This window comes from uncultured Lactobacillus sp., assembly GCF_944327175.1.
Taxonomy (GTDB): domain Bacteria; phylum Bacillota; class Bacilli; order Lactobacillales; family Lactobacillaceae; genus Lactobacillus.
The window spans coordinates 17,278-43,421 of the sequence record NZ_CALVGT010000014.1; the positions used below are offsets into that span (position 1 = coordinate 17,278).

A 26,144-nucleotide genomic window follows, 5' to 3' on the forward strand; every position below is an offset into this window, starting at 1 on the left:
TAAATCTCCACATCCTTCATACGTACTGGTTACTAATATAACATATTTTTCCAGCTATAGAGTTCCTGGAGGCAAAGTTCATGAAAAAATCCGCCTTTCTTAGGAATTTCTTTACCTGCTCTTACCGCTTCCAGTTCCAAGGATCCTGGTGCCAAGCCAACAATTCCTTATATTGTTCTTCGCTGACCGTTTCGGCAATTTCCTGTTCAATCAATTCCCGGTAGTTCAAAAGCGAGGTAAACTTGGTGTCGGCCTTCTTGAAGTTTTCGTCAGCGTCTGGCAAAAGGTAGGTAAAGATTGAGCTGACCCCGTCAACGTGGGCACCGGTGTCCTTGACTGCGTGCACGGCAGACAAAACGCTGCCACCAGTTGAAATGAGGTCGTCGATCAAAACGATGTGGTCGTCCATGGACAGACGGCCTTCGATTTGCCGGCCCTGGCCGTGGTCCTTTGGCTTGGAACGGACGTAAACCATTGGCAGGTTCAAGACTTGGGCAACCCATGCTGCGTGTGGGATGCCGGCAGTAGCGACACCGCCGATAACCGTAACTTCCGGGAATTCCTTCTTGATCAAGGCAGCCAGGTTTTCAGCGATTGCTTGCCGCAGTTCCGGAAAGGAAATGGTTTGGCGCAGGTCAGTGTAGATCGGGGAGTGCATCCCGCTGGCGTAGACAAAGTCCTTGTCTGGTGAAATAGTCACAATCTTTTTGTCGATCAGCTGGCGGATAATTTCGTTATTTTGCATCGTTCTTGCTCCAATCCTTTAAAATCTCTTCATATGCTTTTTGCGGGTCAGCGGCCCGGGTGATTGGTCGGCCGACAACGATGGCGGTTGACCCGTTTTCTCTAGCTTGACCTGGGGTGGCCACGCGGGCCTGGTCGTCTTTTTGGTAGCTCTTTGGCCGGATGCCTGGCGTAACAAACATAAAGTCGCCGCTGAATTCGCTCTTCATCGCCTTGACTTCCAAAGGTGAGCAGATGATCCCGTCAGCCCCGGCTTCCTGGGCCTGGTGGGCCAGGCTCTTTACTTCGTCAGCCAGGCTGAGTGAGCAGTGCTGTTCATTCTTCAAGACTTCTTCTGAGATGGAAGTCAGTTCAGTCACGGCCAAAAGCTTTGGAACCGGCTTGCCGGCCGGGGTGCCTTCGATCAGGCCTTCCTTGGCTGCTTGAATCATCTGCTTGCCGCCCAGGGCGTGGACAGTCGTGCAGTAAACGCCCAAAGCAGCCAGCTGGTGGGCAGTCCGCTTGACAGTGTTGGGAATGTCGTGCAGCTTGAGGTCAAGGAAGATCTGGTAACCCTTAGCGGACAAATCACGGACAATTTCCGGCCCGTACTGGTAGAACATTTCCATCCCCAGCTTGACGTGCAGATCCTGCTTGTCCTTCAGCTGGTTGAGGAACAGCCACATTTTTTCCTGATCATCATAGTCCAAAGCGATAAATAACGGTTTGTTCATTGCGACTCCTTAAATTTACAAAGCGCGTATGACCGCATAAGAAAAGCCCGCCAGAGTCTACAGAGACCCCAGACGGGCAGAATGCGTGCATATCAAAAAGATTGTGCTGCTTGTGGTCTCTCTGTACCAATTAAAGCTCAGTTAACAAAAGACTATCACGAACTTTCTGAAAAATCAAGGGCCCGGCCAGCTTGCCTTTTTTATTTTTTTGTAGGATAATTTTGGCGAATTGAAAAGCTAAAGAAGTCACATAAAGTCACACGGGAGGGAAAATGACCGCAGAAGTTAATTTGGCTGTTGAACTGCCAGGCTTGAAGCTGAAGAATCCGGTAATGCCGGCGAGTGGGACCTTTGCCTTTGGCGACTTGCCAGAGAATTTCAACTGGGACGAGATGGGGGCAATCGTCCTAAAGACTGCCACCCGCCATGCCCGGACCGGCAACCCTCAGCCGCAGATTGCCTTGCTTAGCGACGGGGTCATGAATGCCGTAGGCTTGACCAACCCAGGCGCTGAAGTCGTGGCTAGTGAAAAGATCCCTGTTTTAAGAGAAAAGCACCCAGACCTGCCAATCTTGGCCAGCGTGGGCGGGGAAAGCGCGGAAGACTACGTGGAAGTCGCGGAAATCCTGGCCGCGGCCAAGCCGAATGCTCTAGAGCTCAACTTGTCCTGCCCGAACGTGTCTGAAGGCGGGATGACTTTTGGCATCGTGCCGGAAATGGTGGAAAAGATCACCCGCCTGGTTAAGGAAAGAGTGGACCTGCCCGTTTACGTGAAATTGACGCCAAACGTCACCAGCATTGTGGAAATTGCCCAGGCAGCGGAAAGAGGCGGGGCTGATGGCTTAACCTTGATCAACACCTTGCTGGGTCTGCACCTTGATTTAAAGACCCGCCGGCCGGTTTTAGGCAATGACTTTGGCGGCTTGTCCGGTCAAGCGGTTAAGCCGGTGGCTGTGCGGATGGTGGCCCAGGTCAAGCAGGCAACCAGTTTGCCAATTATCGGGGTCGGCGGGATCAACAGCCCGGAAGACGTGGCTGAATTCATTTTGGCCGGGGCCAGCGCTGTTCAGATCGGCAGCATGGCCTTCCATGACAAATTGGCCATCAAGCACGTAATTGATGGTCTGCAAGCAGTTTTGGCTGACATGGGTGCAAGTGACGTTACCAGCCTGGTTGGCCAGTGGCAGTCAAATAAAAAATAGAAAAATTTAGAGCAAGAAAAAAGTGTTGAGTAATTACTTCATGGTAAGAGTAATCATTCAACACTTTTTTATGTTCCGATTAATTTTCGCTCTCGTTCAGGTCCTGGTTGAGCCTGCTGTTCAAGCGGTCAATCTTGGCCTGCAGGCGGGCGATTTCCTCGTCGGCTTCTTGTTTGAAGCGGTCGACATCGCTGTTGAGATCGCTGACCATTTGTTCAGCGGCTGGCAGTTCACTGGCTAAGCGGCTGCCGGCTTCCTGGGCCCGGGAGAGGCCGTCTTGCAACTCTTTATAGCCTTCCTTGAAGTCTTCAGCGTCTTCTTTGAGGTAGTCCCTGGTACTCTTGCCGCTTTCATCTGGCAAAAAGGCAAAGACTGCCCCTGCTGCTGCCCCGAGTAAAAAGCCCAAGCCAAAGTGTTTAAAGTTCCGCATTATTCTACCCTCTTAGTTAAAACTGGTCCTTGATCCGGTCGCAGACTTCCTGGTACTTCTTTTCGTCGTACTGGTCGGCATTGTTTCTGGTAAAGAACTTGATGCCGTCGCCTTCCCAGCGGGGGATGAAGTGGATATGAGAGTGCATGACCACCTGGCCGGCAATTTCGCCGTTGTTGCTGGTAATGTTCATGGCCTGGATCCGCGGGTCAGAAGCCTTGATGGCCTTGGCGATTTCCGGCACGTATTGCATAAAGCGTCTGGCGTCTTCAGCGCTGTAGTCAAAGAAGTTGGTCAAGTGCTTCTTTGGCACCATCAGAACGTGCCCTTCATTAACCTGGGAAATGTCCAAAAAGGCCTTAACGTCGTCATTTTCAAAAACGGTGTAGCTGGGAATTTCCCCACGGATAATCTTACAGAATAAACAATCGTCAATTAATTCAGCCTTAGTCATTGCGATACCTCTTTATCGAATTTTCATGAGTTATTTTTTCAGTTTCTTTATGTCTCCATGCTATCATAAGAGACAGACAAAAACATTAAGAAAGAATAGGAAAATATGACTCTAGAAATATCGCATTTGACCGGGGGCTACAGCGGCATCCCGGTAATCAAAGACGTCAATCTGACCATCGCTTCCGGTGAGGCGATCGGCTTGATTGGCTTGAACGGGGCCGGCAAGTCCACCACCATCAAGCACCTGCTGGGGCTACTCCACCCGCAAGCCGGCAAAATTACTTTAAACGGGATCAACCTGACTGAGAAGCCAGCTGAATTTAAGAAGCTGGTGGGCTACATTCCGGAAACGCCAGTCATCTACCCGGAACTGACCTTGAAAGAGCACCTGGAACTGACCATCCTGGCCTACCAGCTGGATCCGGATAAAGCCTGGGAAAAAGCTCAAGAGCTTTTGACTATGTTCCGCCTGGAAGACAAATTGGACTGGCTGCCGGTACACTTTTCAAAAGGGATGCAGCAGAAGGTGATGATCGTGGCTGCCTTCTTGACTGACGCCCAGCTTTTAGTGATCGATGAGCCATTTACCGGCCTGGATCCTCTGGCTGTTGCCAACTTCATCGGCCTCATCAAAGAAGCGCAAGAGTCTGGCAAGGAAATTCTGATGACCACCCACGTCTTAGCCGATGCCCAGCAGGCCATCAAGACCTACGCGATCTTAAACCAGGGCACGATCGAGTTTACCGGCAGCCTGGATGAAATCAGGGACCACTATGGCTTAAAGGCCAGCGACTCCTTTGACAAGCTCTACCAGCTCTTGTACCAGGAGCAGAAAAATGCGTGAGCTGGCGAAGAAGAGACTGCAAAGCAACTTCCAGCAGTCAGCCAAGTATTTGGCCCTGGTTTTCAATGATTTCTTTGTCCTGGCTCTGATCTTCATCTTTGGGGCAGTCATGTTCTGGTATGCCCAGGTGATGAAGGTCCTGCCGGTCAAGGCCTGGTATTATCCCCTGGTATTATCCGTCCTGCTCTGGCTGGCCTACTTGCCAGGCAAACTGGTGACTTTATTGCAGACGGCTGACCGGCAGTTTTTGCTGGCTACTGACGACCGGCTGGATGATTATCTGGCTCCCATGCACCGCTACAGCTTAGTCCTGCCGGCCTTGCTTTTGACCTTGGCTGGCGGGATCATGTATCCTTTCGCCAGTTTAAAAATGGGCCTCAGCAATCTCAACTACTTTTCCTTGCTCTTGGCCCTCTTTTTTGCCAAGGTCTTTGAGCAAGGGGCGGTCAGCCGCAGCTTGACTTTTGACCACAAGGTCAAGCAGGTGACCTGGCTGATCAGATTAGTCCTTTTAGCCCTGCTTTTGGCGAGTTTGTATTTCTTGCCAAATGCCTTGTACCTGCTTTTGGCTGCTTCTGTTATTTCCGTCTTAGCCTTACGGGCCTGGAAAAATTCCGCCTTTGACTGGCAGTACGCCATTGACTATGAAGCAAGACGGAAAGAGACGGTTTACGCCGGCTTTGCCATGTTTACTGACGTCAAGGAAAGACAGGTCAACATCAAGCGGCGGAAGTACCTGGACTTTTTATTGCCACCTTTTGGCAAGGAAAGCCCGAACAGCTTCTTGTACCGGCGGAGTCTTTTGCGGGACCCGGAATACTTGAACTTATTGGCCCGGATGACGGCCTTTGCTGTTTTGTTAACAGCCATGATCCAGGATCCGGTCTGGTCACTGCTCCTGTCTGCCTTGGTCATGTACTTGACTGTCTGGCAGCTCCTGCCTTTAGGGCAAAAATATGACCAGAACGTCATGTACCGGGTTTACCCGATTGCCCAGAAAGAGCGGGGGCAGGAAGTCAGCCGGGTCTTAGCCTGGGCCTTGCTTTTGCAGACGGGGCTAATTATAATTTTCTGGCTGGCCATTATGCCGGGCCAGTTTGCCTGCAGCCTCTTGCTTTTGGTCTGGTGCGGCCTTTTGGCCAAGGGCTACCTGCCTTACAAGACCCAGCAGCTGGCGAAAAAAGCCCACTACAAGAAGCGGAAAAAATAGGGTAGAAGAGTAAAAAAGCAAACAGTAAAATCAGATATAGATAAAACTACAAATTAGAAAGAACAGAGAGAAAGACATGCGTTTAAAGAACAAGCCTTGGGCAAACGAACTGGTAGAAGAGCACCCGGAAAGCGCCTTGGACCGGCCGGATCCAGCTGAAAAGATCGACTGGGCAGCCCGCTTTGGTAACGACAAGCCGATTGAAATCGAAGTTGGCTCAGGCAAGGGGCAGTTTATCACCACTTTGGCTAAGCAAAACCCTGACCGCAACTTCGTGGCTATGGAAATCCAGAAAACGGCAGCCGGCATTATCTTGAAAAAGAAGCTGGATGAAGGGCTAGACAACCTGCAGATCCTCTGCGCCGACGCGGCCAATCTGGTGGCCTACTTCGGGGAAAATTCCACCAGCAAGATCTACCTCAACTTCAGCGATCCCTGGCCAAAGAGCCGACATGAAAAGCGACGCTTGACCTACAAGGACTTTTTGGCCAAGTACCAAGCAGTCTTGACCGCCGACGGGGTGATCGAATTCAAGACTGACAACTCCGGCTTGTTTGCCTACAGCGTCAAGAGCATGAACAATTACGGGATGCACTTTGACTTCGTTTCAGTTGACCTCCACCATGAAAAAGAAGAAATCGTGGAAAAGAACGTGGAAACTGAATATGAGCACAAGTTTGCCAGCAAGGGGCAGCCGATCTACTGCCTGCACGCGGGCTTTCCGGCCAAGTAAAAAAATTCCCTTTGCCGGGAAAATCGGTTAAAATAGCTAGTAAACGATTCTCTTATTAAAAGTAAGCAGGAGGCAAACATGGAAGAATATAAAGTAGTTGACCAGGCAAAGTTAGCTGACTTAGTCAAGAGTGGGCGGACGGTAGTCGAATTTTCCGCTGACTGGTGCTCAGACTGCCGCTTTTTGGAACCAGCCATGCCAGCAATCGAAGCTGATTTTGCAGACAGCAAGTTCATCAAGATTGACCGGGACGGCTCCATCGACTTGTGCAAGGAAATGAACATTATGGGAATTCCTTCATTTGTTGTCTACCAAGATGGGCGAGAAATTGGTAGACTAGTTAATGGAGACCGCAAGACCAAGCAGGAAGTAGAAGCATTTTTGCGGTCGCTTGACTAGATAAGAGGGGACTTAAGATCAAATGATCACTAGTATTAACAAAGTAAGCTATCCCAACACTTTGATCGTCATCTTGGCGCAAGGCGATGGCGAAAGCAATTTCGAAGAAAATGCCGACGTGACCCGGGTTACGGACGGCAAGGGCGAATTGACCGGCTTCAACTTCTTTAACGTTGACCAGGTACTGGACTACGACAAGCTGCCAAACGGCGAAGTCAAGCTGGATGAAGACCAAGTCGCAGCTTTAAATGAAAAGCTGGCAAACGTTGGTTTTTCCGACAAGCTGACTGTGTCCAAGCCAACTTTGGTTTACGGCTACGTTAAGGAATGCACTGCCCACCCGGACTCTGACCACTTGCACGTAACGCAAATTGACGTTGGCGATGGTCAGGACCACCAAATTGTCTGCGGGGCACCAAACATCGCCCAAGGGCAAAAGGTCGTTGTGGCACTGCCTGGCACTTTGATGCCAACTGGGGCACAGATTTGGCCAGGCGCCTTGCGCGGGGTTGAATCAGACGGGATGATCTGCTCAGCCAGAGAACTGGGCTTGGCCCACGCTCCGCAAAAGCGGGGGATCATGGTTGTTCCGGACAGCTTCAAGATCGGTGACGAATTTGAACCGACCAAGTGTGACGAACTGCTGGCTAGCGGCGTTATCACCCTGTAATTGTTAAAAACGGCAAAAAACAAAGAGCTTTCGGCTGATTATGGCCCGGAGCTCTTTTTTCTTGGCCCAAGAATGATAAAATAAGGGTCGAACGTTTGAAACAAATGGAGCAAAAAAATGTTAGATAAGACAAAACAAATTTGGTTTATTGGTATCAAGGGGACCGGGATGGCATCCCTGGCCCTAATCTTGCACGACTTAGGCTATAACGTTGCCGGCAGCGACATTGACAAGTACACCTTCACCCAGGATCCGCTGGAAGCTGCTGGGATTGAAGTTGCTTCCTTCTCCAAGGACAACATCAAGGAAAGCGGCCAGGTGATCGTCAAGGGTAACGCCTTTAAGAGTGACAATATCGAGGTTGCTGCTTGCGAGGAAAAGGGCGTGGCGTGGCAAAGCTACCCGGACACGGTTGAAGAAATCGTCCAGCAGTACACCAGTATCGGGGTTGCAGGTTCCCACGGCAAGACTTCAACCACCGGCCTTTTGGCAACGGTTTTGGGCGAAGCCGCTCCGACTTCTTTCCTGATCGGTGACGGGATGGGGAAGGGGGTCAAGGACTCCCGCTTCTTCGTCTACGAAGCTGACGAATACCGGCGGCACTTCCTGGCTTACCACCCGGACTACCAGATCATGACCAATGTCGACTTTGACCACCCTGACTACTTCAAGGACAGAGACGACTATGCCTCAGCCTTCCAGACGGCGGCTGATCAGACCAAGAAGGGGCTTTTTGTCTGGGGGGATGATGAACGCCTGCAGAAGATCCAGCCAAAGACGGCCAAGAAGTACACTTACGGCTTAAAAGACAGCGATGACTTCCAGGCCTTTGACGTGGTCAAGACCACTGAAGGGGCCAAGTTCCATGTCCGGGCCCACGGGGAAGACTTGGGTGAATTTACCATCCACCTCTTTGGTGACCACAATGTGATGAACGCTACGGCTGTTATTGCTATTGCCTTCACTGAAGGCATCGACCTTGATGTAGTCAGAAAGGGCCTGGTTAAGTACACCGGGGCTAAGCGCCGCTTCAGCGAAAAGGACTTCGGTGACACGGTGGTCATCGATGACTACGCCCACCACCCAACTGAACTGCGGGCTACGATTCAAGCAGCCCGGCAGAAGTTCCCGGATCGGAAGCTGGTTACCATTTTCCAGCCGCACACTTACTCCAGAACCAAGGAATTCGAAGAAGAATACGTGGAGATTCTGAAGGGGGTCGACAAGGCCTTCTTGACGCCGATTTACGGGTCAGCCAGAGAAAAGGCCGGTGATATTAAGAGTGAAGACATTACCAGTCAGATTCCAGGCGCGGAAGTCATCGACTTTGACAACTTGCGGGACCTTTTGGTTTACAAGGGCGACTGTATCGTCTTCATGGGTGCTGGCGACATTCCTAAATACGAAGTAGCATTTGAGAAGATGCTGGAAAAATAATTTTTAGACGACCGAGACTTATGTCTCGGCCGTTTTTTATTGGTTCGATGTTGGTACGGGCGCGATTGCACAAAATTTTACTCAACTAAATTGATTTTTGAAAAAATCTGCACACGATCTTACTCAAGTAAGCAGACTTGTAGCTCGAAACTTACTCAACTACTTGTCAGGCGTAGCTAGCTGAGTAAGATCGTGAGCATGCTTTCGTCTACTTGAGTAAGTTATTGAGCAGCAATTCGTCTACTTGAGTAAGATCATAAGTAGCGACTAAACCAGTTTAGTCCCCCACATTACCCAAACCGCCGTGCTGCCACAGTAGGCTTTTTGTCAAAATAAAAACCGAAAATCAACCATCAGTTCTTACAGAAAAAATTATTGTACTTTTTTCGGTAATTTTTCGATTTTTGGCGTACTAATAAGTGAGGGGCAAATTCTTTACGCCAAATATTACCGAGAAAAGGAGGTAAGAAATGAAATCAGAACTTCAAAACTGGTTCGTAACCACTGATCAAGAAAGGATTAGTAATGATGACGTCGTTACGTCTGCGCTAGCCATCGAGCGGCACTTTAATGCCGACTATAACTTACAGATCCAGCTGTCACCACGAAATATTAGCAAGATTCGCCAGGTAAATGAAGTACAGGCTAACTGCAACAAGCTGTACAGTACAGCAGGTCTAATCCTGTCGGAAGCACAGCTGGCTAATACCGAAAACTTGTTAGCTGGGGATGCAGGTGAGCGGTTAGTCGACCAGCTGGTGCGCAAAGTAGTTAATTCGTCAAATGCGGTCTTCCGCGACGTGGTTCTGCCTTATGAGTATGGCCAACAGCATTCATTTTTTGACAATCAAATCGACAATTTGATCGTCACCAGCACCGGCGTTTACTGCATTGAAGTTAAGACCAGAAGCCTTTCCCGCGGTACCTTTGATTTTAAAAATCTTGCGCCAAACATTTACGATCAAATTACCTATCATAAAAAGGCAGTGATCACGGCTTTGGAAGGAGCTGGCTTTTCGGTTCAGCCTAACTTGGTCAAAAATATTATCGTGATCGTTGCCCGAAGTGGTGAGCAGGAATTTAGAATCAATAACCAGGCAGACCTGTTAGGTTACGGGGCTTGTGTTACGGATCTTGGCCATCTAAGCATGCAGATCAGCAAAGGTTTTGATCAATGCTCCCTGCCTACTTGGCAGATCAGCCGGATCGAGGAAATTATCAGCGGCAGCCGAATTGTTAGCAGGCGCACTTATCCTAACAATGTTCGCTTTTGCCTAACCCAGCCAAAACTGGATAAACTGATTCAGCTGGAGCAAGCTGTGCAATGGCATGTTCCTCTTGAGCAGAATGTTACCTATAATTCGGCGCTGAATGAACTTTCGATGCGTGGTCTAAGTTGCAGCCAGCAGAATTTTTTCTGGTTAATTATGGGACGCCTTTTTGCCCAAGGACAGACGCAAATCAGCGTGTCTGTTAAGGACTTGAAAAAAGCTGCCAACTACCGCAGCCGGAATAGTGTTTTTCTAGCCAAATCGCTTCATGAACTGGCTGAGTTGATGACGAGAATGCCGCTTTTTCAGCAGGTGGATTGTAACTCTGGCAAATTGACCGTAACGATTTGCAATCAGTTTTTGCCGCAATTCAACCAGTATTCCAGTGCTTTTACTTCTTGGAATTATCAGCTTTTTAGCCAAATTAAGCATAGCTATGCCAAAACCCTGTTTCGGAAGTTTGTTCAGCTTGCAGGAGAGGGAAGCTATCAAGTTTCCCTTAAGGACCTGCGCCAGCTGCTGGGGGTTACCGAATCTTACCGAAACCACTTTGTGGTAAAGCAGATCGATATAGCTATTTTGCATTTGGCGCCTTTTTTTGGTCATCTAACCTACGAGCTTGAGCGAGGCCGATCGAATGAAATTGTTGGGATTACTTTCTTCTTTGATAAGGCAAACCCAGAAGAATTGCTGGCCTTTGAAGGCAAAAAGACTTACTTGCACAATATTTCGACCAATTCAGCGCTGTCGCCGCAAGAAAAGAAGCTAGCCAAGGAAATTTTTGAGAAGAACTTTTTCAGTTAGCTCAAAGTGACTTTTAGCAAAAAGCTGCACACAAACATACCCAAGTACATGGTTCTGTAGCCCAAAGATTACTCAACTAAGCAGCTTTTAGAAAAAAGCTGCACACAAACATACTCAAGTACAATACCCCCCATCCCAAAAATGACTCAACTACTACTAGCAAGCCAGCGGTTGAGTTATTTTTGTGCAGCATTTTGGCCAGTTGAGTAAGATATTGAGCAGTATTTTGTCTACTTGAGTAAGATCGTGAGCAGCATTTTGCCCAGTTGAGTAAGATCGTGAGCAGCATTTTGCCCAGTTGAATAAGATATTGAGCAGTATTTTGTCTACTTGAGTAAGTTATTGAGCAGTAATTTGTCTACTTGAGTAAGATCATGAGCCGTCATTCCGTCAGTTGAGTAACTTCCTGTGCAATTTTTATATAAAAACTCCCCAGCCTAGCCGCCAGCAGTCCCCCTCAAACAAACGTTAGATATCTAACAAATCCTGTCCTCTAATATTCGTTAGACTACTAACGAAAGGAGCACCAACTTGGAAAAAATTGAACTCAGCCGCAAGATCATCAAAGAAACGACCAAGAGCATCGGCCAGCCTAAGCAAGTCGCCGCCAACCTTCCCTTGACCCGGGTGCCGGTCCACGCTATCGACTTCCTGTCCAAGCAGCCTGATTGCCAAGTCAACTAACGCCAGTTTGAACAGGAAATGGGTGTCCAGCGCTCGACCATCACCGTTATGCTGCAGCGCCTGGAGAAAAGGTCCTGGTGACCTGCCTAATCCCGCTGACAAAAGGCAGAAGCTGGTCGCTTTGACGCCAGCTGGCAAGGACCTGGTGCCCAAGCTGAAAGAAGTCATCATCGACGATGATCTGCAGCTTGGGCACCAGTTTACCGATGACGAATTAGCAGCTACTCGCAAAGTTTTAATGTATATCAAAAAAAAGAAGGGTAAAATGTTACACAAAATATCGAAAATACCAGGGAAGGTCTACTTTTAAGATTAAAAAGCTGTTCATCATGGCCAACTTGCTCTTCTTAGCCGGTCTTCTCATTTAGCCTGCTGCTGCTCGGCCGGGCCATCCAGGGCGCCGGTCCTTGGGCCTACTTTTGGTGGGATCATCAACAGTCTGGGCTGGTGTTACGTCTTTTACTTCCTGATTCCCTTGATTCTGGTCTCCCTTTTCCTTGGCATCTCCGGCATCCAGCAAAAGTCCAAGATCGTCAAGATCACGCCCGATGCCCTCAGCATCGTCCTCATTGCCATCTTCTTTCCCGGCATGATCTCCGACTTCAGCAAGCTGAGCGAATTTGACGCCGAAACCATCATTTCGATCCTGCTCACTATCATCGCAATTATTCTCTTGTTCAAGCGGCCCAGCCACTTAAAGCAGTCAATCTTGAATTTTGCCTTGCTAAAAGATCAGGCCTTCTCGGCCCACCTGTTAGGCTTCTTGCTGGTCCAGTTTTGCTCCTTAGGCAAAGCTTTCATGAACACCGTTTGGCAATTTGCCGGCGCCATCGGGACGTTGCTTACTTCCGCGATCGTCGCTCTCAGCCAAGGCGGCCATGCCACTAGTGTCAACACCGCTGCTGGTACCTAGCATGCCTTTATCTTCTTGGGCGTTTTGGTCGTTTACCTTTTTGTGCTTTTTTACAAGGCAATTAAGCCCAGCGACTAGGCGAAATAGCTTAAGAATAGTCCAAAAACTGTTAGAATGTCTAGTAGGTATTTTGACAGTTTTATATTTTGAAGGATGAGCAAAAACATGACTAAAGATAAACTTCTCTTAATCGATGGCAATTCCGTCGCCTTCCGGGCCTTTTTTGCCATGTACCAGCAGCTGGACAAGTTTAAAAACGCTGAAGGCTTGCACACCAATGCTATTTACGCTTTTAAAAACATGCTGGATGTCGTTTTAAAGCAAGAAGCTCCAACCAAGGTGCTAGTAGCTTTTGACGCGGGCAAGGTCACCTTTAGAACCGGCATGTACAAGGAGTATAAGGGCGGACGCGACAAGACTCCGGTCGAACTATCTGAGCAGCTGCCTTACATCCGGGAAATGCTGAAGGATCTGGGCATTAAGAGCTACGAACTGGTCAACTATGAAGCCGACGACATCATCGGGACCCTGGCTAAAAAGGGTGCAGAAGCCGGAATGGAAGTCGCCGTCGTGTCCGGTGACAAGGACTTGACTCAGCTGGCTAGCGACCATGTCACGGTTTACGTGACTAAGTCCGGCGTCACTAAGCTGGAGGCTTTTACCCCAGAGCACATGAAGGAGGTTAACGGCGTTACACCGACTGAATTCATCGACATGAAGGCCCTGATGGGCGACCCATCCGACAACTACCCAGGCGTGGCCAAGGTAGGGCCAAAGACCGCTTCTAAGCTCATCCAGCAGTACCACAGTGTGGAAAACCTTTATGAGCACGTTGGCGAGATGAAGAAGTCCAAGTTAAAGGAGAACTTGATTGCTGGCAAGGACAATGCCCTTTTGGGTAAAAAGCTGGCCACGATCAACTGCGATTCGCCGGTCGAAGTGACTTTAGATGATTTGACTTACTCTGGTCCTAACGTCGACGACCTCCGCCGCTTTTATGAAAAAATGAAATTTCGCCGCTTCTTGGCGGACTTGGCTAAGGCGGGCGAATTAACAGAAGAAACCACAGAGGTTAAAAAGCAAGAATACACGGTCTTAACGGCCAACAACTTAGGCGAAATTCCAGATTCTGACCACGCTGTCTTTTACCTGGCTATGCTGGGCGACAACTACCACAAAGCACCATTTGCCGGCTTTGCTTTGGAAATGGGCGATAAGACTTTTGTCAGCCGGGACGTGGCTTTGCTCAAAGAAGAAAAGCTGAAGACTCTACTTGAAGACAAAAAGGTCGAAAAAGATGTCTTTGACTTAAAGCGGGTAACCTACGGTCTTTCCCGTCTTGATATCCAGGCTGCCGGCATGACTTTTGACTTGCTCCTAGCTTCTTACCTAGTCGACAATGAGAAAAATTCTAACGACTTAGGCGAACTGGTCAAGGGCTATGACTATTTCGATTTAAAGTCTGATTTGGAAGTTTACGGCAAGGGCAAGAGTGCCAAGATTCCAGAAGAAGACGAGGTCTTCTTCAACCACCTGGCCGGCAAGATTGCGGCCATCAAGGCCTTGAAGGCGCCGCTTTTGGTAAAATTAAAAGACCACGAGCAAGACGACCTCTTTGACACCATCGAAATGCCAACGGCCAGAGTCCTGGCCAAGATGGAAATGAACGGGATCAAGGCCGAACCAGCTAAGCTCAAGGAACTGGAAGATGACTTTGGAGAACGCTTGAAGGCTCTTGAAGAGAAAATCTACCAAGAAGCTGGTGAAGAGTTCAACATCAACTCTCCAAAGCAATTAGGCGTGATCCTCTTTGAAAAATTAGGCTTGCCAGTTATTAAAAAGACCAAGACCGGTTATTCCACTTCTGTCGAAGTTTTGGACCAGCTCAAGGAAAAGAGTCCAGTCGTTAGCGACATCCTTGAATACCGGCAGATTGCCAAGATTCAGTCTACTTACGTTAAGGGCCTGTTAGACGTGATTAATCCGGAAGACGGCAAGATCCATACGCGCTACTTACAAACCTTGACGGCGACAGGCCGCCTGTCTTCAGTTGACCCTAATCTACAAAACATCCCAACCCGGACCGAAGAAGGCAAGCAGATTAGAAAGGCCTTTGTTCCGTCAACGCCAGACGGCTATATCTACTCTTGCGACTACTCCCAAGTTGAGCTCCGTGTTTTGGCCCACGTGTCAGGCGACGCCAATATGCAAGAGGCCTTTAAGACCGGCTACGACATCCACGCCCACACGGCCATGCGGATCTTTCACTTGAACTCAATTGATGAAGTAACGCCGCTTGAAAGACGGCGGGCCAAGGCGGTCAACTTCGGGATCGTCTACGGGATTTCCGATTACGGCTTGTCTAAAAATCTGGGTATCTCCAGAAAGCAGGCTAAGGAATTCATCACTGAATACTTTGACCAATATCCAGGCATCAAGGCCTACATGGACCAGGCTGTTAAGGATGCTAGAGAAAAAGGCTATGCCGAAACCATCATGCACCGCCGCCGCTACCTGCCAGACATCCACGCCAAGAACTTTAACGTCCGCTCCTTTGCTGAGCGGACTGCCATCAACTCCCCAATCCAAGGCTCTGCTGCCGACATCATGAAGATCGCCATGATCAACATGCAAAAGAAGCTGGATGAACTGGGTTTGAAGACTAAAATGGTCGTGCAAGTGCACGACGAACTCATTTTTGACGTTCCAAAAGACGAACTGGAAACTGTTAAGAAGATTGTGCCAGATGTCATGCAGTCAGCCGTTCAGCTGGATGTGCCGCTAATCGCGGACAGCGGCTACGGCCATGACTGGTATGACGCTAAGTAGTAAATAACTGACAAAAAGGAAGGTGAAGCAAATGCCAGAAATGCCGGAAGTAGAAACGGTCAGGCGGACCCTGACGCCTTTAGCGGCTGGCAAAACGATCAAGCGCGTTGACGTTTGGTATGACAAGATCATTGTCGGAGATGTGAAGTCTTTTCAACAGCAGCTGAAGGGGAAGACCATTGAAAAAATCGACCGCTATGGCAAGTACCTCCTCTTTCGCCTGGACGACTTGACCATCGTGTCCCACCTGCGCATGGAGGGCAAGTATCGGCTGACTACGGCGGATGCGTCAAGAGAAAAGCACGAGCACCTGCAGTTCGTCTTTACCGATGGCAGTGCCTTGCGCTATGACGATGTCCGCAAGTTCGGCCGCCTGCAGCTGGTGGAAACGGGAACTGAGCGGATTGTCACCGGGATCAAGCACCTGGGCCCAGAAGCCTTAAGTCCGGAATTTACCGAGGACTATTTTGCCAAATCCTTGAAAAATAAGACCAAAAAGATCAAGAACCTGCTTTTAGACCAGACGGTGGTGGCTGGCCTTGGCAACATCTACGTTGACGAGGTCTTGTGGCAGGCCAAGATCAACCCGGTAGCTGAGCCCAAGGATTTGACTAAACAGCAGGTTCAGAACCTGTATGAGGCAATTAATTCGACCATCAAAGAAGCTATCAAATTAGGCGGGACAACCGTCCACTCCTTTTTAAACGCTGAAGGGCAGGCGGGTGGTTACCAAGACCGGCTGGAAGTCTACGGCCGGGCCGGAGAAGACTGCTTAAGATGCGGGGGAAAATTAGTCAAGATCAAGGTCAATGGGCGGGGGACCACTTATTGTCCAAACTGCCAGAGGCTCAAGTCATGACGCTTTTTTTAGGCCTAACCGGCGGAATTGCCACGGGCAAGTCGACCGCCAGCCGGATATTAAAAGAAATGGGCTGCCAGGTCATTGACAGCGACTTGATCGCCCACCAGCAAGCCGAAGTGGGCCAGATTTCCTGGCAAAGGATCTTAGAAGAATTCGGGCTGGACTTCTTCAATGAAGATAAGAGTCTTAACCGGAAAAAGCTGGGCCAGTATGTCTTTGCCAATCCTGAGGCCTTAAGCAAATTGTCGGAAATTACCCAGGGCGAGGTCTTAAAAGAAGTTCAAAATCAGATGCAGGCCAGCCAGGCTTCTGTTTGCGTCATCGATGTTCCCTTGCTTTTTGAGGCTGGATGGCAGGACTACTTTGACGCTGTCCTCTTGATCGCGGCCCCGGAAGAAGTGGAACTGGCCCGCTTGATGGCACGAGACGATTTAAGCCAAGCAGAAGCAAAAAGGCGGATACAGGCCCAGCTGCCCTTAGGGGAAAAACGCCTGTTGGCTAGCTATGTCCTTGAAAATACTGGTACAATAGAAGAACTAAGAGACAAATTGAGCAATCTGCTGAAAACTATCGCGTGAAAGGAGACCTACAATGCTTTGTCCAAATTGCCATCAAAACGCCTCCCGGGTTATTGACTCTCGGCCGACTGACGAAGGGCGGACCATTCGCCGGCGGCGGGAATGCGAAAACTGCGGCTACCGCTTTACGACTTTTGAACGGGTGGAACAGTCACCCCTTTTGGTGATCAAGAACGACGGCACCAGAGAGGCCTTCAGCCGGGAAAAGATCTTGAACGGGGTGGCGGCTGCCTGCCAGAAGCGGCCGGTTACCAGTGAACAGCTCAACAAGCTGGTCGACAATGTTGAAAACCGGATCCGGGCTAAGGGAGTCAGCGAAATCTACTCCAAGGAAATCGGGGAACTGGTCATGGACCAATTAGCCGACATCGACGACGTGGCCTACATCCGCTTTGCGTCCATCTACCGCCAGTTCACTGACATGTCCAGCTTCATGAAGACCATGGAGGACATGATGGACCGGCACAGCAAGGCCAAGTAGTCCATGTACGAAAATTCCAATCCCCGCCTCAGGTACGTCGTTTTAAATGAGCTGACCGACCAGTCAGGGCAAGGGCAGGTCTTGATCAAGCTTTACCAGCCCTTGATCGGGGCTTTAGGGGTTGCCCTCTACCAGACCCTGGTCCAGGACTTTGATCCTTACCGGTCTTTGTCGGCTTCAAGTGCCCTGTACAGCCTGCAAGAGGACCTGGACTGCAGCCTCCGCCAGCTCTGGCAGGCCTTGCATAAACTGGAAGCCGTGGGGCTGCTCAAGACCTATGTCAGTCACAATCTCCGCTTGGGAGATATCTTGGCTTTTAAACTGCATGCTGTGCCAGATGCCAGTGAATTTTTTAACACTTCGCTTCTGGCCAGCCTCTTAAAAGAAAAAGTTGGCGGGGTCCGCTTTAGCCAGCTTTCCCGGGAATTTTCCAAGCAGGCCCAGGTCAAGGAGCGGCAGCTGGACAACTTAGAAGAAGTTTCCGCTTCCTTTTTTGAAGTCTTCCGCCTGCCGGAAAATGAGGCCATCAATCCTTCGGAAGACGTCCAAAAGGCGGCTGAAGAAAATGCCAGCCAGAAGACGGAAGAAGCCCAGGTCAACTTAAAGCAGATCGACTGGCAGTATTTGAAAGACCGCTTCGCAACTTACCAGATCCCGGAAAGCGAGATCGACCGGCAAAAAGACGAAATCCGGTCCATCATGGAGCTTTACGGCTTAAGCGAGGAAGAGTTTATCAACGAAACCCTGCCAACCCTGCATGGCAGCTACCAGCTGGACGCCGCGGCAATTAGAAAGAGCCTCAACTATAACTATAAGGCTGACCACCGCCGCAAGCAGGTAATCAAGCGCCAGGAAGAAAAGCAGGACCGGCCGAGCGTGGACCAGCAAGACCAGCAGCTTTTAGACCTGGTGAAGAGCAAGTCCCCGGTCAACTTCCTGGATGACATGAAGCGGGAAAAGGGTGGCTTTACCACGGCCAGAGAGCGGCAGATCGTCTACGATTTGCGGGAAAATGTTGGCCTGGAAATGGACTTGATCAATGTTCTGGTCTACACCTGCCTCAACTACCAGCCGGTTTTGACCCAGGATTTGGCCTACCGGATCGCCAACGACTGGCTGCAAAAGGGGATCACGACCCCGGAAGCTGCCATCAAGCACCTGCGCGACGGGAAGAAGCAGGCCCAGTCAGGGCAAAAGAAGAACTATCCGGCATATTCAGGCAGCCGGCGGCTTGAAAAGGGGACTGACTGGAACAAGAAGCAGTTTGTCCAGCCGGTCAACATTTCTGATGAGGACCTGCGGAAGATGCTGCAGGGGCCGGACAAGAAAGACAAGTAAGGGTGATTAGATGAGAGCAATTGGCGACATGTTGAGTGACGCGGCTAAGGCCGCGGCAGCCAAGAACAGGCAGGATTTTTCAGCGGAATCATTTGAAAAGATAAAAAAGCAGGTTTTCGCTGACCCTGACGTCCAGGCCTTTCTGACGGCCCACCAGGACCATCTGACCAAGGAGAGCGTGGACGCCAGTTTTGCCAGCCTCTATGAATACTACCAGCAAAAAGATGGCCATGACAAGGTGATCAGCGGCTACTTGCCCCAGCTTTTCATAGAGGGCCCTTTAATCGGGATCCGTTACCAGGCTAGCCAGGACAAGCAGCGCCGGGACAAAGAAGCAGCAGCCAAGCGGCGGATTGAGTTGATTGACCTGCCGGAGAAATTGCGCCGGGTTAAGCTGGATGACTTGGACATGGCCGATGACCGCAAGCAGGCCCTGTTTGAAGTGGGGGCCTTTTTGCAGGCTTACCAGAGCAATCCACATGCCAAGGGCCTCTATTTAAGCGGTGACTTTGGGGTTGGGAAGACCTACATTTTGGCAGGCCTGGCCAACCGGGTAGCGGAAATGGGCGGCAGGGTGATCTTTTTGCATATGCCCACCTTTATCGCGGGGTTGTCCAGTCATTTTGGCGACAACAGCCTGCAGGCGGAAATCCAGCGCCTGGCAGCTTGCGATGTCTTGATTTTGGACGATATCGGGGCTGAGACCCTCAGTCCCTGGTCAAGAGACGACGTTTTAGGCGTAATTCTCCAGGCCCGGATGGACAATGACCTGCCGACCTTCTTCAGTTCCAACTTTGACATGAAGACACTGGAGAGCCACTTCAGCGCGACCAAGAACGCGGATGACCCGGTTAAGGCGGCCCGGCTGATGCAAAGAGTCCGCTATTTGGCTAAAGAAGTTGTGGTTTACGGGAACAACCGCCGCCTGCCTTAGATTTTTTGAAAAAAGTGGCAAAAAAGCCTGTCAATAACTTAGGATAATGTCCTAAAATTTGTTAATTATTAGCGGAGATTTCGCTCCGCTATTTTTATGCATATTGATGATATTTGTGTCTTCTTTCTTGTTGTTTCAAGAACGATTCGCGCTTCCATGGATGCGACATCGGTGGAATGTATTTCTTTTTAGCCCTTTTCTTCTTAGGCTGCTTATCTAGCTCTGGCGACGTTGGGGCATGCTTATGGATTTCTTTGAGCTGATAGACGCGCTCGTCTACGGTGACTAATAGCTGCCTATCCAAAGCTTCGATTACTAGACATTTAGTGCCTTTCATAAAGCAGACTAGCCTGCCATATTCATCTGCAGCCTGATAGAGCTGGTTCTTAAACGAAATGGCCGAGCCGCTGTCGAATACTCGGCTAGACAAAAAGGCTAAAGTATAATTGATTTCGCGGTCACTCGGTACCTTTTCAAAGGCAGACCAGGCCTTGCGCGGCTCCTGCCCAAATTTCCGGTTGAAATCGGGCACGAACGTCTCTCGCAGATATTGATTGGCCTCTTCAATGGTGTCGATTCCTGCCAGTTTCAATTCGGGCTTAAGCCTGCTTTGAACCGTTTGATTGGCTCCGTCAACCATGCCCTTGGCTTGAGAGACGCTGGTAGTTTTAAGCCCTACGCCTAGAATCCTGCAGGCATAGCCGAATTGAGTCAAGACGTCTTTGTGTTCAGCTTTGGTCTTGGCTGTTTCATAATTGAATACCGTCCGATTGTCCGTTCTAAAGCACAAGGGAATGCCGTAGTGCTTGAGAATCTGTTCAAAAACGTGATAATAGCCATTGAGCGTTTCCTGCCAGTCAAAGTAGGCGCCAACGATTAGGCCGGTAGCGTTGTCGATTGCCAAGCCTTTTTGCTTCCAAACCAGACGATATCTGAAGCATCTATTTGAGAAGTACTTGCATCTTTCATGGCGAGGATGAGCGTCTTCTAAGGCCAGCTGGTGGCTAGCGGAGCTTCAATGTCTTTCTTGCTTTGCTTAGGGTGGGATAGATGCCACTTCTTTTTAGCTAAAGAACGCTTGTTTTTCTTCCATGGCTTGGGAGATAGAATGTCTTGTGCTTTAAGCAGGCCATAGACTTTAGAGTAGGACACGGAGATGTTCTCGAATCGATCCAGCAGCTCCACAAAATGTTTTAAATTGCAGTCTTGATATTTAGTGAGATATAAGGTTACAATTTTAAATCAAGTTTGCTGTCTCTGGTAACATTCAATATTACATGTTAGATTTTGGACATCAAACACTTAGAAAAAGAGGATTATTTAGATGAGCAAAAATTCTGATGGACTTTTACTAATACCATATTTTCCAAATGAAGAACAGGCTCTTAAATGGTACCAAGATCCTAAAATTTGTAAACAGGTAGATAATGTTGATACCGTTTATGATTTAGCTAAATTACGTCGAATGTACGAATATTTGTCAGTACATGGATGGTGCTACTACATTCAATATCAGAGGAAACTAATTGGTGATTGTACTTTGTTAAAAGACGGTGAAATATCAATCGTGATTTGCAAAGATTATCAAAACCTACATCTTGGTGGAGAATGTGTCGACAAATTGCTGCAACTCGCAAGAGAACAGAAAATGATGCAGGTGAAAGCTCACATTTACAGCTTTAATATTCAGAGTAGAAAGATGTTCACTAGAATGGGATTCAAAGAACAAGAACCAGAATGGTTTTACTATAATTTATAGAAAAAACATGCATAGTATGACGTCCTCTATAGTAATGATCATTATTTATGTGATGTGGGATAGGTACACATATTAGAAGGTCGAATAATTATGTTTATTTTTAGTATAAACGGTATTGATCTTTGTAAATCTTTTTATCAGTTTAACTTGCTGATAACACAATAGTGGGTGGTTAAGATGGAAATTTTTAGCAAGAAAGATTATTAAGCATTATCTGAGATACAATTTCTAAAAGATCAAGTGATTTTCAGATGGAAAAGTTAGTTTATAAAACATCATAAGAAACCAAAGAAACTTGATACAATAGGAATTGTAAAAATGAAACTTAGTTTTAAAATGACTGATTGCAAATAAAAATAAAAAAGTGGCAAAAAAGCCTTGTCTTATTTGGACAAGGGGGTATAATCGAAAAGTAAATAGAAGACATGATTCCTTCCGCTTCAGAGAGAGGGGCCCAGTTCTGAAAGCTCCCATTTGGGAGGAACCCCACCTTCTATGACCCCAAAAGATAAATGACAAGGTTGGACGCCGTTATCAGTCCAATAAGAGAGGCCTTTTAGGCTTGAATTTTGGGTGGAACCACGATGATTAATCGTCCCGAGCACGTGTATTTGTGCTCGGGACTTTTTTGTTTTTGGAGGATTTAAACCAATGAGTTTTGCTTTGACTCTGCCAGATGGCTCAAAGAAAGAATTTGACGCAGCTGTTTCCGTTGCTGACCTTGCTTCCAGCATCTCAACTTCCCTGGCTAAGAACGCCGTTGCCGGCAAGGTTGACGGGGAAATCAAGCCCCTTGACTTCCAGCTGGACGCTGACCATGAAGTAGCCATTTTGACCAACAAGGATGCTGAAGGCTTGAGCGTCTTACGGGCAACTGTTGCCTTCGTTTTGGAAGCCTTGGTTAAGGACAAGTACCCGGAAATCAAGCTGGGCCAGGCTGAAGTTTCAGAAGACGGCTTCTTCATCGAAACTGACAAGGAAGACCAAATCAAGGTTACTGAATTGCCGGACCTGGAAAAGGCCCTGCAAAAGGCTATCAAGAACGGCGAAGCCATTGAACATGTACAAGTAGCTAAGAGCGAACTGGCTGAAGCCTTCAAGGACGACCCATACAAGAGCGAACTTTTGGCTAAGGAAGGCGACGTAGTTGACGCCTACAAGCTGGGTGACTTCGTTGACTTTGGCTTTAGCGCCCTTTTGCCAAACACTGGCAAGATCAAGAAGTTCAAGCTTTTGTCAGTAGCTGGTGCCTACTGGAAGGGCAAGAGCTCAAACCCAATGCTGCAAAGAATCTTCGGGACGGCCTTCTTCAAGGAAGCTGACCTGGAAGCTGACCTTAAGCGGCGGGAAGAAATCAAGGAAAGAGACCACCGGACTATTGGCCGGGACCTGGACCTCTTCTTCGTTGACCCTAAGGTTGGGGCGGGTTTGCCATACTGGATGCCAAAGGGTGCCACTATCCGCCGGATCATTGAACGCTACATCGTGGACAAGGAAGTTGCCGCCGGCTACCAACACGTTTACACTCCAGTTTTGATGAACCTGGATGCCTACAAGACTTCTGGCCACTGGGCTCACTACCGGGAAGACATGTTCCCGCCAATGGACATGGGTGAAGGCGAAATGCTGGAATTGCGGCCAATGAACTGCCCATCCCACATCCAAATCTACAAGCACCACATCCGGTCCTACCGGGAACTGCCAATCCGGATTGCTGAACTGGGGATGATGCACCGCTACGAAAAGTCTGGTGCCTTGTCAGGTCTGCAACGTGTCCGGGAAATGACTCTGAACGACGGTCACACTTTTGTAGCTCTGGACCAAGTTCAAGAAGAATTTGCCAGAACTTTGCAAATCATCATGGACGTTTACCACGACTTCGACATCAATGACTACTACTTCCGTCTTTCATACCGGGATCCAAAGAACACTGACAAGTACTTTGCCAACGATGAAATGTGGGAAAGAAGCCAAAGCATGCTGAAGGCGGCCATGGACGACATGGGCCTGGACTACGTTGAAGCTGAAGGTGAAGCTGCCTTCTACGGTCCAAAGCTGGACATCCAAACCAAGACTGCTTTGGGCAACGACGAAACCATGTCAACTATCCAACTGGACTTCATGCTGCCAGAACGCTTTGAACTGTCATACATCGGTGCTGACGGCGAAGAACACCGTCCAGTTATGATCCACCGCGGGATCGTCGGCACTATGGAACGCTTCATCGCTTACCTGACTGAAATCTACAAGGGTGCCTTCCCAACTTGGCTGGCTCCTGTTCAAGCTGAAATCATTCCAGTTAACCTGGACGCTCACTCAGACTACGCTAAGAAGGTTCGCGACGAACTGGTAGCCAAGGGCTTCAGAGCTGAAATCGACTTCAGAAATGAAAAACTGGGCTACAAGATCCGTGAATCACAAACCCAAAAGGTACCTTATACTTTGGTTCTTGGGGATGAAGAAATGAACGCCGGCACGGTTAACGTTCGTCCTTACGGGACTGAAGAACAAAACTCCGAAAGCTTGGCTGAATTCATGGACAAGCTGAGCAAGGACGTGGCCAACTACTCCCGCGAAGACTAATTCCTTCCCTATAAAATTGAACCCTTTCTGACATAAAAAACATCTCGTCTCAACTCCGAGGCGGGATGTTTTTGTGTATACAAGGAAATATTTCAGATGAAAGATTGACAAAAGCGAATGGAAGGTTTCCTTGATTAGTATGGTTAAATATGATAGTTTCAAAAGAAAGTAAGTTAAAAGAGATGAGAAAAGAGGGGGAAGAAGGAAATATGAAGCAGATTGTTGTGAAAGTTCTTGCGAATACGTTGATTATGTTCATTTTGGCTTATGTTGTTGATCATTTGACTCACCACAATGGCAACTATTGGAACATTATTCCGATATCATTGGCAGGCTTAGGCAGTTATGAGCTTTTGCGGAGTGATTCAGTCTCTGACAGAGTCAAAAAGATTATCAATTGGATCACATTTGCAGCTGGAGTTATCTTGACGGCAATTCTTATATACATCAGCTTGATGGAATAATATCTAACATATACCTACTGCTAGAACATTAGCCTTTTGGATTAGACAAGCATTGGAGTTCGTGGTATAAAATGTCAGAAGAAAATGAATTGGACTATCAACTGTATTTGATCAAATCAGTTTTAGCAGACTGCATTGACAAGCTTGACATGCCTAAAAATCGTGCAGCATTTTTGCTCTATTACGAGATCAGCGCTGATGATGCTCATGAGATCGATAAACTGTTTGCAGAGATATCACTCAAGGATGAAGTGATTAGTTTTGCCGACTTCCAAGAGAAGCTGTATGAAAGATTGAGCCTGTCTTTGGCAGAGAAAGTCGTTAAAGAAATGCTCCAAGCATACAAGGAATACTTTCCTGTTGCGATTGGCAAAATTAAGCTTTAAGCAATCAGGCTGAAAGTGAAATTAGCCCTTGACGGGCAATCATAGACCTAGTACAATAGTAGAAGTTGAGAACAAGAAGAAGCCCCCGCTTCTCGCCTAAGTTATTTAACCTCTGGGCAAATCGATATTTTCTGTTGATTTTAAAGGCGGGTGCAATATGCCCGCTTTTTTCTTGTCCTCGAAATTAACATGGAGGTGAACAGTTATACCACAGAAACAAAACAACATGATCCTTAACGAAAGCATCCGCGTTCGTGAAGTTCGGCTGATCAACGCTGAAGGTGAACAAGTTGGGGTCGTGTCAAGAAATGAAGCTCTGCGCCAAGCGAGCGATGCTGGCCTCGATCTGGCTTTGATTTCACCAAACGCCAAGCCGCCTGTAGCAAAGATTCTTGATTATGGTAAGTACCGGTTCGAACAGCAGAAGAAGCTGAAGGAATCACGCAAGAATTCCAAGCAGGTCAGCGTTAAGGAAATCCGTTTGAGTCCGACGATTGAAGGCAATGACTTCGAAACCAAGTTGAAGCATGCACGCAAGTTCTTAGAAAAAGAAGGCGCCAAGGTTCGTGTTTCGATTCGTTTCAGAGGCCGGGCAATTACGCACAAGGAATTAGGACAACAAGTGCTGGAAAAGATGGCCGAAGAAACTTCGGATATTGCTGTTGTAACCAGCCGGCCAAAGATGGAAGGCCGTCAAATGTTTTTAATGCTCAGTCCTAAGAGCGATAAAGACAAGAACAAAAAATAGTTAATTGGAGGAATTTTACCATGCCAAAGATGAAAACCCACCGCGCTTCAGCTAAGCGTTTTAAGAGAACTGGTAACGGCGGTTTGAAGCGCCACCACGCCTTCACTGGCCACCGTTTCCACGGTAAGACCAAGAAGCAACGTCGTCATTTGAGAAAAGCCGCTATGGTTTCACGCAGCGACTTGAAGCGCATCAAGCAAATGCTTTCCCAAATGCGTTAATTTACTATTTTTTAATACACTAACGATATTAGGAGGATTTTCAGATGCCAAGAGTTAAAGGTGGTACCGTTACACGCGCACGTCGTAAGAAGGTTTTGAAGCTTGCCAAGGGTTACCGTGGTTCAAAGCACGTTCAATTTAAGGCTGCAAGCACCCAATTGTTCGTTTCATACAAGTACGCATTCCGCGACCGTAAGAAGCGCAAGAGCGAATTCAGAAGACTGTGGATCGCCCGGATCAACGCAGCTGCTCGTCAAAACGGCTTGTCATACTCAAAGATGATGCACGGCTTGAAGCTGGCTGGTGTTGACATGAACCGTAAGATGTTGGCTGACATCGCCTACAACGACGAAAAGACTTTTGCCGCTTTAGCAGAAACTGCTAAGAAGGCTTTGGCTTAATTCTTTGGAAGAAACGCATCTAGCTTGGCTAGGTGCGCTTTTTCTTTGTT

The 26,144-nt window shown here is 48.3% G+C and carries 28 protein-coding genes, 1 pseudogene and 1 other annotated feature; of the genes and pseudogenes, 24 read left to right on the forward strand and 5 right to left on the reverse strand.

Annotation, left to right across the window (positions count from 1 at the left end; all coding sequences use genetic code 11):
- Window positions 1–121: 121 nt before the first annotated feature.
- Window positions 122–745 (reverse strand): orotate phosphoribosyltransferase, encoded by a 624-nt coding sequence (gene pyrE / locus Q0J41_RS01680; protein WP_296225322.1) that lies wholly within the window; start codon window positions 743–745, stop codon window positions 122–124.
- Window positions 735–1,457, reverse strand: coding sequence for an orotidine-5'-phosphate decarboxylase (gene pyrF / locus Q0J41_RS01685; RefSeq protein WP_296225324.1), 723 nt, complete (start codon window positions 1,455–1,457; stop codon window positions 735–737). Before pyrF ends, pyrE begins: the two co-directional genes overlap by 11 nt.
- A 272-nt stretch (window positions 1,458–1,729) precedes the next feature.
- Between pyrF and Q0J41_RS01690 the strand changes: the two genes are divergently transcribed.
- A complete protein-coding gene (locus tag Q0J41_RS01690) occupies window positions 1,730–2,659 on the forward strand; it encodes a dihydroorotate dehydrogenase (protein WP_296225326.1) in 930 nt (309 codons plus the stop codon).
- A gap of 79 nt (window positions 2,660–2,738) precedes the next feature.
- Here Q0J41_RS01690 and Q0J41_RS01695 read toward each other — a convergent pair whose 3' ends face one another.
- Entirely contained in the window at window positions 2,739–3,089 is a 351-nt protein-coding gene (locus Q0J41_RS01695; RefSeq protein WP_296225328.1) for a YtxH domain-containing protein, read from the reverse strand.
- A gap of 16 nt (window positions 3,090–3,105) precedes the next feature.
- Window positions 3,106–3,543 (reverse strand): HIT family protein, encoded by a 438-nt coding sequence (locus Q0J41_RS01700; RefSeq protein ID WP_296225330.1) that lies wholly within the window; start codon window positions 3,541–3,543, stop codon window positions 3,106–3,108.
- Window positions 3,544–3,648: 105 nt separating this feature from the next.
- On the opposite strand from Q0J41_RS01700, the gene Q0J41_RS01705 reads away from it, so the two are divergent.
- The 16 genes from Q0J41_RS01705 to dnaI all read left to right on the forward strand — a co-directional run bounded on the left by Q0J41_RS01705 (window position 3,649) and on the right by dnaI (window position 19,532).
- Window positions 3,649–4,389, forward strand: coding sequence for an ABC transporter ATP-binding protein (locus Q0J41_RS01705; RefSeq protein ID WP_296225331.1), 741 nt, complete (start codon window positions 3,649–3,651; stop codon window positions 4,387–4,389).
- Complete coding sequence (locus tag Q0J41_RS01710; RefSeq protein ID WP_296225334.1) at window positions 4,382–5,599, forward strand: ABC transporter permease; 1,218 nt, start codon at window positions 4,382–4,384, stop codon at window positions 5,597–5,599. Before Q0J41_RS01705 ends, Q0J41_RS01710 begins: the two co-directional genes overlap by 8 nt.
- 76 nt (window positions 5,600–5,675) lie before the next feature.
- Window positions 5,676–6,332 carry a tRNA (guanosine(46)-N7)-methyltransferase TrmB gene (trmB, locus tag Q0J41_RS01715; RefSeq protein ID WP_296225336.1) on the forward strand — a complete coding sequence of 219 codons (657 nt, stop codon included), beginning with the start codon at window positions 5,676–5,678 and terminating at the stop codon, window positions 6,330–6,332.
- A 78-nt stretch (window positions 6,333–6,410) separates the two neighbouring features.
- Window positions 6,411–6,731: a thioredoxin family protein gene (locus Q0J41_RS01720; protein WP_296225338.1), complete on the forward strand. Its 321-nt coding sequence runs from the start codon at window positions 6,411–6,413 to the stop codon at window positions 6,729–6,731.
- A 22-nt stretch (window positions 6,732–6,753) separates the two neighbouring features.
- Entirely contained in the window at window positions 6,754–7,401 is a 648-nt protein-coding gene (ytpR, locus tag Q0J41_RS01725) for a YtpR family tRNA-binding protein (protein WP_296225340.1), read from the forward strand.
- A gap of 117 nt (window positions 7,402–7,518) precedes the next feature.
- The gene (gene murC / locus Q0J41_RS01730) at window positions 7,519–8,838 is read left to right on the forward strand and encodes a UDP-N-acetylmuramate--L-alanine ligase (RefSeq protein ID WP_296225342.1); all 1,320 of its coding nucleotides are present in this window, start codon (window positions 7,519–7,521) and stop codon (window positions 8,836–8,838) included.
- A 470-nt stretch (window positions 8,839–9,308) separates the two neighbouring features.
- Window positions 9,309–10,913 carry a RepB family plasmid replication initiator protein gene (locus tag Q0J41_RS01735; RefSeq protein ID WP_296225344.1) on the forward strand — a complete coding sequence of 535 codons (1,605 nt, stop codon included), beginning with the start codon at window positions 9,309–9,311 and terminating at the stop codon, window positions 10,911–10,913.
- Between the two features lie 531 nt (window positions 10,914–11,444).
- The gene (locus tag Q0J41_RS01740) at window positions 11,445–11,597 is read left to right on the forward strand and encodes a hypothetical protein (protein ID WP_296225346.1); all 153 of its coding nucleotides are present in this window, start codon (window positions 11,445–11,447) and stop codon (window positions 11,595–11,597) included.
- Between the two features lie 7 nt (window positions 11,598–11,604).
- Window positions 11,605–11,907 (forward strand): hypothetical protein, encoded by a 303-nt coding sequence (locus tag Q0J41_RS01745; protein WP_296225348.1) that lies wholly within the window; start codon window positions 11,605–11,607, stop codon window positions 11,905–11,907.
- 165 nt (window positions 11,908–12,072) lie between these two features.
- Window positions 12,073–12,510: an MFS transporter gene (locus Q0J41_RS01750; RefSeq protein ID WP_296225351.1), complete on the forward strand. Its 438-nt coding sequence runs from the start codon at window positions 12,073–12,075 to the stop codon at window positions 12,508–12,510.
- A 165-nt stretch (window positions 12,511–12,675) separates the two neighbouring features.
- Window positions 12,676–15,339: a DNA polymerase I gene (gene polA / locus Q0J41_RS01755; protein WP_296225353.1), complete on the forward strand. Its 2,664-nt coding sequence runs from the start codon at window positions 12,676–12,678 to the stop codon at window positions 15,337–15,339.
- A gap of 31 nt (window positions 15,340–15,370) precedes the next feature.
- On the forward strand, window positions 15,371–16,198 hold the full coding sequence (gene mutM, locus Q0J41_RS01760) for a DNA-formamidopyrimidine glycosylase (protein ID WP_296225543.1): 828 nt from the start codon (window positions 15,371–15,373) through the stop codon (window positions 16,196–16,198).
- Window positions 16,195–16,779 (forward strand): dephospho-CoA kinase, encoded by a 585-nt coding sequence (gene coaE / locus Q0J41_RS01765; RefSeq protein ID WP_296225355.1) that lies wholly within the window; start codon window positions 16,195–16,197, stop codon window positions 16,777–16,779. Before mutM ends, coaE begins: the two co-directional genes overlap by 4 nt.
- A 13-nt stretch (window positions 16,780–16,792) precedes the next feature.
- On the forward strand, window positions 16,793–17,260 hold the full coding sequence (gene nrdR, locus Q0J41_RS01770; protein WP_002879222.1) for a transcriptional regulator NrdR: 468 nt from the start codon (window positions 16,793–16,795) through the stop codon (window positions 17,258–17,260).
- Window positions 17,261–17,263: 3 nt separating this feature from the next.
- The gene (locus tag Q0J41_RS01775; protein WP_296225376.1) at window positions 17,264–18,598 is read left to right on the forward strand and encodes a DnaD domain protein; all 1,335 of its coding nucleotides are present in this window, start codon (window positions 17,264–17,266) and stop codon (window positions 18,596–18,598) included.
- Between the two features lie 10 nt (window positions 18,599–18,608).
- Window positions 18,609–19,532 carry a primosomal protein DnaI gene (gene dnaI / locus Q0J41_RS01780; protein ID WP_296225378.1) on the forward strand — a complete coding sequence of 308 codons (924 nt, stop codon included), beginning with the start codon at window positions 18,609–18,611 and terminating at the stop codon, window positions 19,530–19,532.
- A 493-nt stretch (window positions 19,533–20,025) separates the two neighbouring features.
- Here the strand turns inward: dnaI and Q0J41_RS01785 are convergent.
- Window positions 20,026–20,184, reverse strand: a pseudogene (locus Q0J41_RS01785) (transposase); the annotation flags it as partial.
- A gap of 672 nt (window positions 20,185–20,856) precedes the next feature.
- On the opposite strand from Q0J41_RS01785, the gene Q0J41_RS01790 reads away from it, so the two are divergent.
- The 7 genes from Q0J41_RS01790 (at window position 20,857) to rplT (ending at window position 26,094) form a co-directional block, all read left to right on the forward strand.
- Window positions 20,857–21,291 carry a GNAT family N-acetyltransferase gene (locus tag Q0J41_RS01790; protein ID WP_296225381.1) on the forward strand — a complete coding sequence of 145 codons (435 nt, stop codon included), beginning with the start codon at window positions 20,857–20,859 and terminating at the stop codon, window positions 21,289–21,291.
- A 651-nt stretch (window positions 21,292–21,942) separates the two neighbouring features.
- Window positions 21,943–23,874, forward strand: a complete 1,932-nt coding sequence (gene thrS, locus Q0J41_RS01795; protein WP_296225383.1) for a threonine--tRNA ligase — start codon at window positions 21,943–21,945, stop codon at window positions 23,872–23,874.
- 149 nt (window positions 23,875–24,023) lie between these two features.
- Window positions 24,024–24,338, forward strand: a complete 315-nt coding sequence (locus tag Q0J41_RS01800) for a hypothetical protein (RefSeq protein WP_296225386.1) — start codon at window positions 24,024–24,026, stop codon at window positions 24,336–24,338.
- Between the two features lie 71 nt (window positions 24,339–24,409).
- On the forward strand, window positions 24,410–24,724 hold the full coding sequence (locus Q0J41_RS01805) for a hypothetical protein (protein ID WP_296225388.1): 315 nt from the start codon (window positions 24,410–24,412) through the stop codon (window positions 24,722–24,724).
- A gap of 67 nt (window positions 24,725–24,791) precedes the next feature.
- Window positions 24,792–24,903, forward strand: a sequence feature (ribosomal protein L20 leader region).
- Between the two features lie 47 nt (window positions 24,904–24,950).
- Window positions 24,951–25,472 carry a translation initiation factor IF-3 gene (gene infC, locus Q0J41_RS01810; protein WP_296225390.1) on the forward strand — a complete coding sequence of 174 codons (522 nt, stop codon included), beginning with the start codon at window positions 24,951–24,953 and terminating at the stop codon, window positions 25,470–25,472.
- Between the two features lie 20 nt (window positions 25,473–25,492).
- The gene (gene rpmI / locus Q0J41_RS01815) at window positions 25,493–25,693 is read left to right on the forward strand and encodes a 50S ribosomal protein L35 (protein WP_002879235.1); all 201 of its coding nucleotides are present in this window, start codon (window positions 25,493–25,495) and stop codon (window positions 25,691–25,693) included.
- Window positions 25,694–25,737: 44 nt separating this feature from the next.
- Complete coding sequence (rplT, locus tag Q0J41_RS01820; RefSeq protein ID WP_002879237.1) at window positions 25,738–26,094, forward strand: 50S ribosomal protein L20; 357 nt, start codon at window positions 25,738–25,740, stop codon at window positions 26,092–26,094.
- Window positions 26,095–26,144 lie beyond the last annotated feature (50 nt).